The organism is Flavobacterium sp. IMCC34518 (assembly GCF_027111095.2).
Classification (GTDB): domain Bacteria; phylum Bacteroidota; class Bacteroidia; order Flavobacteriales; family Flavobacteriaceae; genus Flavobacterium; species Flavobacterium praedii.
This window is the reverse complement of record NZ_CP114284.2, coordinates 1,919,449-1,932,704: the sequence shown is the minus strand read 5'-3', so window position 1 is coordinate 1,932,704 and position 13,256 is coordinate 1,919,449. Positions and strand designations below refer to the sequence as shown.

Annotated in this window: 11 protein-coding genes; 8 read left to right on the top strand and 3 right to left on the bottom strand. The window is 32.6% G+C overall.

Annotated elements, in window-relative coordinates:
• Positions 1-8: 8 nt before the first annotated feature.
• The 3 genes from OZP06_RS08390 to OZP06_RS08380 form a co-directional block, all read right to left on the bottom strand.
• On the bottom strand, positions 9-446 hold the full coding sequence (locus OZP06_RS08390; RefSeq protein WP_269224483.1) for a DUF2752 domain-containing protein: 438 nt from the start codon (positions 444-446) through the stop codon (positions 9-11).
• A 2-nt stretch (positions 447-448) separates the two neighbouring features.
• Positions 449-832 carry a DUF4234 domain-containing protein gene (locus OZP06_RS08385; RefSeq protein ID WP_269224482.1) on the bottom strand — a complete coding sequence of 128 codons (384 nt, stop codon included), beginning with the start codon at positions 830-832 and terminating at the stop codon, positions 449-451.
• Between the two features lie 93 nt (positions 833-925).
• A complete protein-coding gene (locus tag OZP06_RS08380) occupies positions 926-1,876 on the bottom strand; it encodes a 2-hydroxyacid dehydrogenase (RefSeq protein ID WP_269224481.1) in 951 nt (316 codons plus the stop codon).
• Positions 1,877-2,128: 252 nt separating this feature from the next.
• On the opposite strand from OZP06_RS08380, the gene OZP06_RS08375 reads away from it, so the two are divergent.
• The 8 genes from OZP06_RS08375 (at position 2,129) to OZP06_RS08340 (ending at position 12,991) form a co-directional block, all read left to right on the top strand.
• On the top strand, positions 2,129-3,025 hold the full coding sequence (locus OZP06_RS08375) for an OmpA family protein (protein WP_269224480.1): 897 nt from the start codon (positions 2,129-2,131) through the stop codon (positions 3,023-3,025).
• 26 nt (positions 3,026-3,051) lie between these two features.
• The gene (locus OZP06_RS08370; protein WP_269224479.1) at positions 3,052-3,600 is read left to right on the top strand and encodes a hypothetical protein; all 549 of its coding nucleotides are present in this window, start codon (positions 3,052-3,054) and stop codon (positions 3,598-3,600) included.
• 246 nt (positions 3,601-3,846) lie between these two features.
• Positions 3,847-5,013 (top strand): Na+/H+ antiporter NhaA, encoded by a 1,167-nt coding sequence (gene nhaA / locus OZP06_RS08365; RefSeq protein WP_281324479.1) that lies wholly within the window; start codon positions 3,847-3,849, stop codon positions 5,011-5,013.
• Between the two features lie 146 nt (positions 5,014-5,159).
• Complete coding sequence (locus tag OZP06_RS08360; protein ID WP_269224478.1) at positions 5,160-5,819, top strand: hypothetical protein; 660 nt, start codon at positions 5,160-5,162, stop codon at positions 5,817-5,819.
• Positions 5,820-5,910: 91 nt separating this feature from the next.
• Entirely contained in the window at positions 5,911-7,905 is a 1,995-nt protein-coding gene (locus OZP06_RS08355; protein WP_281324478.1) for a hypothetical protein, read from the top strand.
• A 3-nt stretch (positions 7,906-7,908) separates the two neighbouring features.
• Complete coding sequence (locus OZP06_RS08350) at positions 7,909-9,282, top strand: hypothetical protein (protein ID WP_269224475.1); 1,374 nt, start codon at positions 7,909-7,911, stop codon at positions 9,280-9,282.
• A 172-nt stretch (positions 9,283-9,454) separates the two neighbouring features.
• Entirely contained in the window at positions 9,455-11,296 is a 1,842-nt protein-coding gene (locus tag OZP06_RS08345; RefSeq protein WP_281324477.1) for a DUF1800 family protein, read from the top strand.
• Between the two features lie 87 nt (positions 11,297-11,383).
• Positions 11,384-12,991, top strand: a complete 1,608-nt coding sequence (locus OZP06_RS08340; protein ID WP_269224473.1) for a DUF1501 domain-containing protein — start codon at positions 11,384-11,386, stop codon at positions 12,989-12,991.
• Positions 12,992-13,256: the final 265 nt, after the last annotated feature.

Sequence of the window (13,256 nt, the reverse complement as noted above, 5' to 3'; positions counted from 1 at the left end):
GGATTTTTTTATTTCCAAATGGATTCTTTTAGAATTGAATCGTAGGTATTGTTTTCTACAAAATAGGTTATTCTAACTATTTGATAAAAAATCAAAAAACAGGCTAGAAAGTAGGCTAGTTTTTTATTGTATAAAATTCCGTTGAAGTATTCTTTTTTAGTTATTAATTCGGCTACTAAAACAACTATGGTCACCAAACTAAAAAGAACCACAAATGGGCCTAATACATGATAATACATGCTTTTGTATAAGTCCCCTTCATAGAAATAAACCAATGATTTGGTTATCCCACAGCCAGGACAAGGAAAACCAGTAAGCATTTTGAAAGGACACAAAGACTGATCGGTTTCAAGATGATTATTCTGATTGTGTAACATTAAAAAAAACGGAATTACAAGGGTTATCACAGCCCCTATAATTCCGAGTATTTTACGGTCTCGTTTCATTGTTATGAATACAATTTATTGATCTCACTTTGCACAATCATTGCAGCGACCATTGGAAATAATAATCCTAATACTAATAAAAGTACAGAATCATCTTTGACAGGCAATCCGAGTCTTTTTTGTGTCGCTGGCAATCCGTCTTTACCCACCAAATAAAAGAAATAGGCATTTATTGGATAGCAGCATCCTGCAAAAATAGCTATGGGGCTCGAAATAATTTCTTTTTCTCCTACTGCATTTAATACTTCGGATGCTTTTAAATTCCAGTAAATTAAATACAAACCACAAGTTAAAAAACTTAAAATTAACACCACCACTGGGTCTACTTTGAATGTTGGGATTGGATTCTTGGGTGTATTCCAAGTTTCTTCAGGTTTATTTTCCATAATTTATTCTTTTAGTTTTTGTTTGTTATCGGACGAATTTATGAAAAATAACACAAAATCCTATTTTTTTAAACATTTAAAAATCTTACAAGCCTAGCTTTTTCCATACAAAGCTTTAATTTTATCTACAATTACTTGCGCCAAGCGTTCATGACTTTCGTAAGTCCAACCCGCAATGTGCGGTGTAAGAATCACTTTTCGACCATCCAATAAATACTGAAAAGCTTCGGGGGTATTTTTGTCTTGAAAGAGTGTTTCAAAAGATAATTTCTCATATTCCAATACATCCAAACCTGCTCCAAGCACTTTTCCGGATTGCATAGCGGTAACCAAATCGGCAGTAATAATATTCTTTCCCCTTGAGGTATTAATTATCCAAATATTTTTTGCGAAAGCATTTATAAAATCCAAATTTACCATTTTATCCGTCTCGGGTGTCCACGGAATATGCAAACTCAAGACATCTGTTTTTTGCTGTAATTCCTGCAATGAAACCTGTTTAGCATTGGCATCACCTACATTTTCTTTGATGTCGTAACACAAAACTTCAACCTCAAAACCACGAAGTTTTTTGGCAAATGCTTTTCCCATGTTACCATAACCGATGATTCCAACAGTTTTTCCATCGAGTTCATATCCACGATTTTTCTCCCGATTCCATTCCCCAGAACGAATTTCGCTATCGGCTATGTTTAATTTGTTGAAGAGTGACAAAATCATTCCCAAAGTATGTTCGGCAACGGCATTACAATTCCCTTCGGGTGCGGCAATGAGTGCAATATTCTTAGAGATTGCATAATCACAATCAATACTTTCAAGCCCCGCGCCCACACGAGCAATGAATTGCAAATTAGTAGCTTTGTCCAGAAACTGTTTGTCTATTTTAAAACGGCTTCGAATAACAATTCCTTGATAATCTTGAATTTTAGCTTCAATTTCTTGTTTTGAAGAAGTAAAATCGGCGTGATTGATAAAACCTGCTTGTTCCAATTGATCCCAAAGTAAAGGGTGATTGCTGTCTATATGAAGGATTTTTATGTCCATAAATTTTGTTTTTTTAGTAATCAAAATAACAAAAAAAATACGGTTTTTAGTAACAAAACTTACTATAATTAATGGAGATTCTTCGCATCACCGACTAAATGAACTATTATAGTTTATAAAATTATGGTATAAAAAATTATAATGCTTTAAAAATTAATCAAAAAAAATTGAACTAATAAATTTATTTCCAATTAGTTACAAAATATATCTTAATATTTTTTAAATTTGAGTAAACTTCTAAATTTTAATCCTATGTCAAAAAAATTTTTATACCTATTGGGTATATTATTGGCAATGCTTCTGGGAACTTGGATGTATCCAGATGAATGTTGTGCCAATGAGGAAAAACAAGGAACAGATGAAAAGATTATGGATGTTACAGCATCTGGTAATTCGTTTCAACTACAGGGAAATGGTTTTGATTATAAAACCAATCAAAATTTAAAATTCTTAAATGATGACAGTAATTTATTGAATCCAATAAGCGATTCGATCAACATTGGAATTGTTAAATTAAAAGAATTTCTGGATCAAAGTCCAAATCAAAAACTACTAATTACGGGTTATGCTACTTCACTCGAAAAAAACACGACTAGTTTTGAAAATTTAGGATTTGCAAGAGCAGAAAATATAAAGAACTATTTTGTCACTATGGGAATACCTAAGGAAAAATTCACTACTGATGGAAAGATAATCGATTCATGGAAAAGGAGCGGCGACACTTTATTAGGCCCAGCCAAATATCAATTCATATCAACAGAAGCTACTTCTAATGACAACAAATGGAATAGCCTTAGAGACTCAATAAATGCTAATCCATTAGTACTTTATTTTAAAACCAATCAAATAAACATCCAATTAAATCAAGAAGAAGCTGCAAAAATCGCAACTATTCAGAGGTATTTAGAAAAAGTTCCAGACAGCAAAATTTCGGCTATAGGGCATACGGATAATGTTGGTTCTCCTGAAAACAATATGATTTTAGGTCAAGAAAGAGCCGATTTTGCCAAACGATATCTAATTAAAAAAGGCATAGACGAAACTAAAATAATCAGCACTTCTAAAGGGCAAACGGAACCAATTGCTGACAATGAATCAGCTGAAGGAAAAGCCAAAAATAGACGTACCGTAATCACAATAAATAAATAGAATTTATAAACTAAAACAATATAATTATGAATATACCATGTTATTTAATTCCCGCACTTGTTGGACTAATAAGTGGAATTTTAGGCTATTTGATAGGAAAAGCATCAGGAAATAATGATGAAGACAAAAACACAACATTACAAGCAGAATTAAACGCTTGCCAGAGTAATACTCAGAAACTTAAAACAAAAATTACCAATCTTGAAGCGGAACTCAACAAGCTACATGCCGATTCCACCGCAAAAATTCAATCTTTCGCCGCTACCACAACTAGTTTACCATTTGACTCCAATTTGGCTTTTACAATTTTTGGCAAAAAAATTATTGAAGATGATTTAAAAATCATTGAAGGAATTGGACCTAAAATTGAGGAATTGTTTCAGCAAAATGGCATCAAAACATGGAAATTACTGTCTGAAACTAGTGTTGATAAATGCCAAAGTATTTTAGATTCTGGTGGTGAACGATTTGTGGTACACTCACCATCTACATGGCCTAAACAAGCCGAAATGGCCTACCTAGGTAAATGGAAAGAGCTAAAAGAGTGGCAAGACAACTTAAAAGGCGGGAAATAATTTATATTAATTATTTCTTATTAATTTATTTCTTTTATCTAAGGCAACGTAAATAAAACGGGCGATAACTTATTGAGAAGTTATCGCTCGTTTTTTGCTGTATTTTATACTAAAAATTAAATAAACCCCGAATCGCATTTAAAATCTACTATATCTGGGTTAAAAAAACATGGTTTCTGGTTATATACTAAAATAATTAACCTACAATGATTAAATTAGCGAATCGTATTAAAACCAATGCAAAAAATGAAATTAAGCAAAACATTTGATGCTTTTTTCCAAAGTGAAAAAGCTGGAGGAATAATCCTTTTATTAGTTACAATACTGTCATTACTTTTGGCGAATTCTTCTATTCAAACCGAATACATCGGCTTTTGGAATACCGAAATTGGACATCATTCTATAACCCATTGTATTAATGATGGATTAATGACAATCTTCTTTTTATTGATTGGACTGGAATTAGAACGAGAAATTTATGATGGTGAATTGTCCAACATCAAAAATGCGATACTTCCAATTTTTGGAGCATTGGGAGGCATGATTGTTCCCGCTGGAATTTTTTTGGCATTCAATTATGGCACTCTTACTCAAAACGGTGCCGGTATTCCTATGGCTACGGATATTGCTTTTGCCATTGGTGTTTTGTCATTATTAGGGAATAGAATTCCTGCCTCATTAAAAATATTCTTAACAGCTCTTGCAGTCATTGATGACTTGGGAGCAATACTTGTGATTGCCATATTTTATACTCAAACCATTGCATTTGATAATTTATTAATTGCATTTGCTATTATGGGGTTCCTCTTTATCTTAAACCGACGAAAAGTACATCACCTGGCACCTTACTTAATAGGAGGTGCATTTATGTGGTATTTTATGTTGAATTCAGGCGTTCACGCCACTATTACTGGTGTCTTATTAGCATTTGTCATTCCATTTGGTGACGGTAGTTCAAAAACAGCTTCTTATCAATTGCAACATTTTCTTCATAAACCGGTTGCCTTTTTTATCCTTCCCCTTTTTGCTATTGCCAATACTTGCATAGCCATAAATTCGAACTGGCATGCGGGATTAAGCCATGAAAATTCAATAGGAATTATATTAGGACTTGTCATAGGAAAGCCTTTGGGCATCTGGTTCTTTTCATTTCTGGCAGTAACCTTAGGCATTTGTACATTGCCTAAAGATTTAAAATGGAAAAACATTTTAGGAGCAGGCATGCTCGGAGGTATTGGATTTACCATGTCTATTTTTATCACTTTATTAGCTTTTAAAAACGATGGTGAAGAAATTATAACCTATTCTAAAATAGCCATTTTGATTGCTTCCTTTCTATCTGGAACTTTTGGTTTTTTATGGTTAAAACTCACTTTTAAAAATCCAATAAAAAAATTAAAATCAAATAAATAGGACTAAAAAACGTCTCAAAATATTTGTAAAATAAATTTTATTCTTTTCTTTGTAGAGAAAATATTTACAAAGATTACGTTTTCCATGTCATAAACTATTAGAATCTTAAATTATTTTGTTCTATAAACCAAGTGATGCATGTAATCATGAAAAAAATATATTTTTTGCCTTTATTGTGTTTCACTATTTTATTTCAAAGTTGCTTTGAAGTGATCGAAGAAGTAAAAATGAAGGATGATGGATCAGGGCATTTTAATTTCGTGATTAATTTTAGTCAAAGCAAAACTAAAATCAATTCGGTTTTAAAAATGCAAAAAATTAATGGCTACACCATTCCTTCCAAAGAAGAAATTAAAAAGGAAGCCAACAAACTAGAAGAACTAGCTCAAAATACCACAGGAATTTCAAATGTAAAAACCAATATTGACTTGACGAATTATATTTTTGTAGTTGATTTGGATTTTCAAAAAATTACTTATTTGAATGCTGTTTTTTTAAAACTTAAAAAAAGTAAAAAAATAGACCCTAGCATTACAACCGACTATTTTTCGTATAACGATAAAAAATTTATTCGCAGTCAAAAAGTACCTATAAAAGCGCTGTATGACAAAATGGAAAAAGCAGATGCAGTAGTTTTTGAAACTGCAAAATATACCTCTGTTTACAAATTTGATTCGACTATAAAATCATTTTCTAACAAAAACGCTACTCCATCCAAAAGCAAAAAAGCTATAAAATTAAATAGCTCTGTAATCAACGTGATTAACGGCAACGAAAAAATTGAAAACACCATTACACTCAATTAAAAACAAATGAAATCGCTATGACAGAAGTCGTCACAATTACCAATAAAGAACTAGCGATACCATATCTCCTAAATTAAAATAGTATTTAAAAATGAAAAATTTTATAATAATCCTTATTATTTGCTTCTCAACTACTTCACAAGCCCAAGATTTAGCAAACAAAGTTCCTGAAAACGCTCCTTTTGCTTTAAGCTTCAACGGTAAAAACATAAACGAAAAAGTAGCCATAAAAACCATACAAGACTACCCGTGGATGCAGTCTTTAATAGAAAAAGAATTGAAATTTTTACCAAAAGATTTAACCCAAACCGGTATAGATTTCAATAACAAGCACTATCAATACTACATTAATAAAGATTCTGTGATGAACTATGTAATTTTGATACCATTAAATAATGCCTCCCTATTTGAAAAGCTAGTTCAAAGTAAATATGGAGATAGTCTTAAGATAAAAAACCAAGGATCATACTCCAGAGTAAGTACCTCAAAAAAACATCATTTGGCTTGGAATGACAAATTTGCTGTATTAATCAATGCCAGTTATACCAAACCATACCAGTATAATGATACCGATCCGTATGCAAACCTAACAAGTATGGACACAACTGGAGTATTAGTTGATACAGCAGCAGTCAATTATGACATGGCAGCACCAGCTTATGATGCTGAAGAAACGGTTAAAACTACTCCAGAGAAAAAAACAAAATCAAAAAAAGGCAAGAAATCAAAAAAAGTAAAAACAGAGCCTGTAATTGTTGATCCAACAGAAGAGGAAATTTATGCTGCACAAGATAAAGCAAATGCAGAATTAGAAGAAACCAATAGAAAACTTTTAGAACTTGAACTTAAGAAAACGGATTCTATTGAGAACTTAAAAATAAATCCGATCGTAGATTTAATTTTTAAAGAGGCATTTGATTCCAAAACAGAGTCGCCAATGGGTAATTCTATACTCTTTAAAAACTACAATCCTAAGTCCGATTTTTATGTTTTTGCAGATTTGGATGCCTTAACTAATCAAGTATATACTTCATTATTAGGAAGTAATTCACATTTGTCAGGGATTTACAAAAATGGATTATTGAATAGTAGTTTCTACACAAATGTATACTTCGAAAAAGACAAAATTCGATTGAGTCAAGTCGTAACTCCTAAAAACGAAGAAACAAAAAAATCATATCAAGGGATGTTTAATTCAAAAATAGACAAAAACCTATTGAACTACGTCGGGAAAAATGTGCTGGGGTATTATTCCATTTCGATGGACACCCAAGCCATTATGAATTATGAATATACCATTTTGAAAAACACATTGAATTCAGCTTACCAAACGTATGCCAAAGACGCCAGTGGTAAAGAAGCCGATGTAATTATTGATGCTATTGCTTTGCTTTTGGATGAAAAAGCCATAGCAGATTTAGTTCCGGGTACTGCCCTTTTTGTGCTTCACGATTTGAAAAAAGTACAAAGAGATTACGTTTCCATTACATACGATGAAAATTATGAACAACTGGAAACAAAAGGCACTAAAGAAGAAATTCAACCTGACTTTACGTTTCTTATGAATACGAGAAACGAATCATTTGTGAACAAATTATTGCAGCTTCCGCTAAACAAAAGCAAATTTACAGCGACCGATTATCAATTGACTAACGGATATTATACGATTCATTTTGAAAAAGACAATATTCTTGAAAACCTTTACATTGGATTGAAAAATGGTGCAGTAATGATAACTACATCCAAAGAAAACATAGAAAACCTCATCAATCAAAAAGTAATGCCAATACAAGAAGCATTCAAGAAATCCATCTCCAAAAACAATTCGGCAGTCTGGATCGATCTTCAAAAAATAATTAAAGCTTCTAAAACTGAATTTGACAAGGAGTCCAAAACCAATTATTTTGATATTGCCCTAAAAAATGCTGGAGAAATTTCGATGGAAACCAAATATAAAAATGGCAACATTGTTTCAGAATCTTTATATACTATTAAAGGGGAGCACTCCAATAGTTTACAATATTTCTTTGATGTTATTAACGAAATGTATACCGAAAGCAAAAAAGAACCAACTGTTACAGAATAATTGATGAAATTTTTTAAAAGTATTTTCTCTAAAATTGTCATACTTCTTATTGTTTTAGGAAGTATGACAATTTTTTATTGGTACGGATACCCTAAAGAATTTGATGCCAAATACATTCCTAAAAATGCGGATGGAATCGTGATGATAGATGTAAAGAATATCAGAAATTGTTTTATGTATTCCTATCTAAAAAATCCTTCTAAATGGTTCCATAATAAGAATGAAAAAGGAATAAATGAAACATTTTCTTTTTCTAATTCTGGTATTAAAACCCCCAATTATCTGGCTTTATTTCACCTCGAAAACCAATCCTTAACGCAATGGTATTCTGTTTTAAAAATTGAAAATGAGACAGCATTTGAAAGTGCAATATTAAAAGGGAAATTCAGCAAACTAAAACTAAAAAACGGTTTGAGTTGCTATCATTCCAGTGCGATGGAGATTCTAATTTTAAAACATTCAAATCAAATTTTAATTTCGAATCTTTCAGAAAAACAAAAAGCAATTGGAATACAAACCGCAGAAGAGTTGTTCTTGAAAAAGCAGTTTTTGAATTCTGAAAAAATAGCGAAAACAATAGACACTCCGAATGCAATAACTATTTGGATCAAAAAAAACAGTTTTCTAGAAGAAGATGGAATTCTAAATATTACTTTGGAAGGACAAAAAATTATAGCAGAAGGACAATTAAAATTAGATTCAAAATATAAAAAACAAACTCGATTTTCTCAAAATCCAGATGCATTGATGTCACTTGGTTTTGATTTTGGAATGATTCAGAATCAAAAAATCATCACTGGGAATTCCGATAAAATCAAAAAAACTATGGGATTCAACTTGGATTCTATTTTGGCTTATAAACCAAGTAAAACGGAACTATTCATCTATCCAATGATGGAAAAGAAAGTTTCTGCAATAAGTTATGATTATGATGACGACTTTAATCTGGTGAAAAAAATAACTGTACATACGAATCGGGAACCTTCTTTTTACTTTTCAATTCAATCAAAGAATTCTCAAAAAGTCTATAATTATCTTAAAACTCAAAAAACGATTGATAACCATAGTGTTTTTTTGAACTTTCCTTTGGCAACGACCAAAGCATATGTTAAAAACAACACTTTAGCATTCGAAGCAAATCCATCAAAACAAAGCATTTTAAAGGCTTCAGAACCTAAAATTGGTTATTTACTATTAAATTTCAAAAAGCTAGAATCGAAAGATTGGAAGTCTATTATTGGCAAAAACAAAAATTTTGAACTTCTAAAATCGTTTGAACACTTTGAAATTAATCTTAAACAAGAAAATAATCTAGGACATTTTCAAGCTGAATTAACAACCAAAAAAGGAAAAGATCTTATTGCTATTTTGAAGTAAAAACACTAAAAAAGAGTCAGTATTATAATGTAGTAAATATTACAGTTTTTATTTACATATTACGTAAAAATACGTGTTCTGTCGTATTTATCATCCCATTTATACCTATTTGAATATATTTGTCGTTTGTAGTTAGTCATTAATCATCACTACAAAATTTGAATAAATATTTATGGGAAACAGTATACTAACAAGGCGCGCTTTATTTACAAAATTACTGAAAAGGTTGTTAGTGAATGCCCAAGAAAAAGATCCACTATTCGAAAAATATTCTCGTAAAATTTACAATGGCCGCCGTTATTCTTATTTAACCAACCCAAAAAAAGACCAAACCAGTAAATCAGGTTCAGAAACCGAACGCGTGACGAATGTTACAAGCGGTCTTGCGCCTTACACAGGTACATGGTCAACATCTGAAGCCTTACATTTATTAAGAAGAACAGGATTTGGTTTCCAAAAAAAGGATGTAGATACTTTATTGGGACTTTCCATGAATCAAGCCGTTAATCTAGTTTTAACGATTGATACTACTCCTCCTGCCCCTCCGGTAAATCATTACAATAACGAAAAACCAGACGAAAATGGTCTTCCTTATGGTGCCGATTGGACAAATGATGCTTTTATTACAAATGATATTGGTGGAAACACAAATGGCAATCGAACTTCAGGACTAAGTTCATGGTGGCTGGGACTTGCTTTCAATCAAGATATTAGCATTCGAGAAAAAATGACACTCTTTTGGTATCACTTTATTCCAGTAGATTTTGAGTTTATAAAGCAATCATCAAATGAATATTGCAATACCAATTCGGCTCGAATTTGTTACAAATACATCAAAATGTTTCGGGATAATGCCACTGGGAATTACAAATCCTTAATTCGCAATATGGCCACACAACCCGCAATGATGTTCTATTTGAACAATCAAGCCAATACCAAATCGGCACCAGATGAGAATTTTGCCCGTGAAGTTATGGAGCTTTTTACACTTGGTAAAGAAGAAGCCAGTCAATACACAGAGGCCGATGTTATTCAAGCCGCCAAAGTACTTACAGGATGGAGAGTTCAAAATCTTAACACTATTAACGAGGCCACTAATTTTGTAGACAAACTGCACGACACAAGTACCAAGAAATTTTCTTCTTTTTTTAACAATAACGCTATTGCAAACACTGGGGCAGGAGAATTGGATTTATTTATAGATATGATTTTCTCCAAATCAAAAGTAGTCTCCGAATACATTTGTCGCCGTTTGTACCGTTTCTTCGTGTATTATGATATTGATGCCAATATAGAAGCCAATGTAATTGTTCCTTTGGCACAGCATTTTGTCGCTAATAATTGGAATATCTTACCCGTTTTGGACAAATTATTTAAAAGCGAACACTTTTTTGACATGGCTAATCGAGGTGTTTTCATCAAATCTCCTCTGGATGTTATTGTCGGAACGATGCGGACGTTTAATCTCAATTACAACGTGGCCGATGCCACCAATTATGAGGCACAATATGATCTTTGGAACACCTTTAATTATGCGATGTACGACATGCAGCAAGCTATGGGATCTATTCCAAATGTAGCAGGTTGGCAAGCTTTTTACCAAAAACCCTCTTTTCATGAATATTGGATTAATTCCAATTCGATTCAAAGACGTTATGGCTTGATTGAATATTTATTTTATGGTTTTGATAAGGAAAAAAATGGTTTAATCACCAGAATGGAAGTCGATGTCATTGCTTTTGTTAAACAATTTCCAAATGCAACTTGTGAAGATCCAAACGCATTGGTTAATGAATGTATCAAATATTTATTACCAATCGATTTTAGTATGGGTGCCAAAGATGCCATTAAAACGCAAACCCTTTTAACAGGGCAGGCTTCCGATTATTATTGGTCTAGTGCTTGGCAAACCTATATCAATAACCCAAACGAAATGAACCTTCAGATAGTCAAAACAAGAATACGAAGTTTATTGCTCACTATTGTTGAATTTGCAGAATATCAGTTAATGTAGCTAAATAGAGGCTAAGATTCTAAGTTGCTATGGCGCTAAGATTCTTAGAAACTCAGAAGGGTAGGAACTTAGAAACTAAATAAAAAAATGGAAAGAAGAAAATTTATAAAGACAACTGCTCTTGCATCAACAATACCTTTGGTTTTTAATCATATTCCCGTAATGGCATCTTCTCAAATTGAGAACAAAAGTTTGCAATTACTAGCTAATGCAGCAGCTGGTTGTGGAAAAATTTTAGTTATTATTCAGATGAATGGTGGAAATGATGGACTAAATATGGTTTTACCCAGAGATAAATGGAGTGAATTGACCAACGCACGATCCAATATATTGATGAAAGAAAGCGATGTTTTGCCTTTGCATTACAACGAAACAACAGGTTTACATCCCGCCATGAAGGAAATGCAACAATTGTACAATAACGGTAAAATGATGATCGTACAAGGAGTTTCTTATCCCAATCCAAGTTACAGTCACTTTAGAGCAACCGATATTTGGTTCACGGCCTCGGATAGTGACGAGTCATTAACATCCGGTTGGTTAGGCAGGGCTTTAGATTCCGTATATCCAAACTTTCCAACGGCATATCCCAATACCGAAATGCCCGATCCTTTGGCAATACAAATTGGATCAACTTTGCCATTTTCATTGCAAGGGCCAAAAATAAACATGGCCTATAGTGTCCCTAAACCTGAAGATTTATTGAATGTAATCAATGCTACTTCGGATCCAGCACCCAACTCTGATTATGGCCATGAATTGACCTTTTTGAGATTGATGAAAGACCAGAGTAATGCCTATAGAGAATCGATACAAAAAGCCTATAATGTACCTAAGCCGCAATCGCCAAACTATCCCAATAAAAATGGATTGGCTGATCAATTAAAAATTGTGGCTAAACTCATTAATGGCGGATTGCAAACTCCTATTTATGTGGTGAACCATCCCAAAGGTTTTGACAGTCATGAAAATCAAGTATTGGATTCGGATAAAAAATTAGGCAAACAAGCCGAAAATTTAAGTATTTTGTCTCAAGCTATCGGTGCATTTCAAGAAGATTTAAAGTTAATGGGTAAAGCCGATATTGTAACTGGAATGACGTTTAGTGAATTTGGACGACGAATTAAGAGCAACGATAGTTCAGGAACCGATCATGGTTCTGGCGCACCTGTGCTCTTTTTTGGCGCGGCATTAAATACAGGTCGAGGAACTGTAGAGGGAACACCTAATCCGGTTTCGGGTATGATTGGGACTTCTCCCAATTTGCCACAAACTGCAACAGTAAATGATCAAATTCCTTTTCAGTATGATTTCAGACAAATTTATGCTACCATAATGCAAGATTGGTTGTGCATGAGTGAAGCGCAATCGGATGCGGTTTTAGGAGGTTCATTTGAAAAATTACCCATTTTTAAAACAGACAAAACGATTTATTATCCAAATACGGATTTCATGAGGATTTTTCCAAATCCAGTAACAACCAACCAAATTAATCTACAGTTTTATAACTTTATAAACAGTACCGTTCAGGTAAATATCTATTCTATGTTGGGTTCTAAAATTTTTGGAAATTCCTATTTGGTAGATGGCGATATTTTGAGTTTTAATACAACCCAAATATTTTCAACAGGCACCTATATCGTTCAAGTAATTTATAATGGAATAAAATATAATGCCAAAATGTTAGTACTGTAATTATTATTTAAAACACGTTTTGTAAAATTATTTTTTGCCATATAGAAACCAATTTCGTTTGCTTAAGGAACTCTCAGACCAAACTCGTTTAATTTGTCATTTCGACCAGCAGGAGAAATCACATTACATGAACACATAATGTGATTCCTCCTTCGTCAGAATGACAAAACCCACTCTTAAGGAAACGAAATTGACATAGAATCATAGAATTTATAGTTTTTAAAAGAAAGAAATAGTGCTATTTCTATTTATTCTTGACCTTTTT

What these genes read in the sequence shown, in the direction of transcription:
- OZP06_RS08390 (WP_269224483.1), bottom strand. Translation starts at nt 446, where the DNA reads ATGAAACGAGACCGTAAAATACTCGGAATTATAGGGGCTGTGATAACC.
- OZP06_RS08385 (WP_269224482.1), bottom strand. Translation starts at nt 832, where the DNA reads ATGGAAAATAAACCTGAAGAAACTTGGAATACACCCAAGAATCCAATC.
- OZP06_RS08380 (WP_269224481.1), bottom strand. Translation starts at nt 1,876, where the DNA reads ATGGACATAAAAATCCTTCATATAGACAGCAATCACCCTTTACTTTGG.
- OZP06_RS08375 (WP_269224480.1), top strand. Translation starts at nt 2,129, where the DNA reads ATGTCAAAAAAATTTTTATACCTATTGGGTATATTATTGGCAATGCTT.
- OZP06_RS08370 (WP_269224479.1), top strand. Translation starts at nt 3,052, where the DNA reads ATGAATATACCATGTTATTTAATTCCCGCACTTGTTGGACTAATAAGT.
- nhaA (WP_281324479.1), top strand. Translation starts at nt 3,847, where the DNA reads ATGAAATTAAGCAAAACATTTGATGCTTTTTTCCAAAGTGAAAAAGCT.
- OZP06_RS08360 (WP_269224478.1), top strand. Translation starts at nt 5,160, where the DNA reads ATGAAAAAAATATATTTTTTGCCTTTATTGTGTTTCACTATTTTATTT.
- OZP06_RS08355 (WP_281324478.1), top strand. Translation starts at nt 5,911, where the DNA reads ATGAAAAATTTTATAATAATCCTTATTATTTGCTTCTCAACTACTTCA.
- OZP06_RS08350 (WP_269224475.1), top strand. Translation starts at nt 7,909, where the DNA reads ATGAAATTTTTTAAAAGTATTTTCTCTAAAATTGTCATACTTCTTATT.
- OZP06_RS08345 (WP_281324477.1), top strand. Translation starts at nt 9,455, where the DNA reads ATGGGAAACAGTATACTAACAAGGCGCGCTTTATTTACAAAATTACTG.
- OZP06_RS08340 (WP_269224473.1), top strand. Translation starts at nt 11,384, where the DNA reads ATGGAAAGAAGAAAATTTATAAAGACAACTGCTCTTGCATCAACAATA.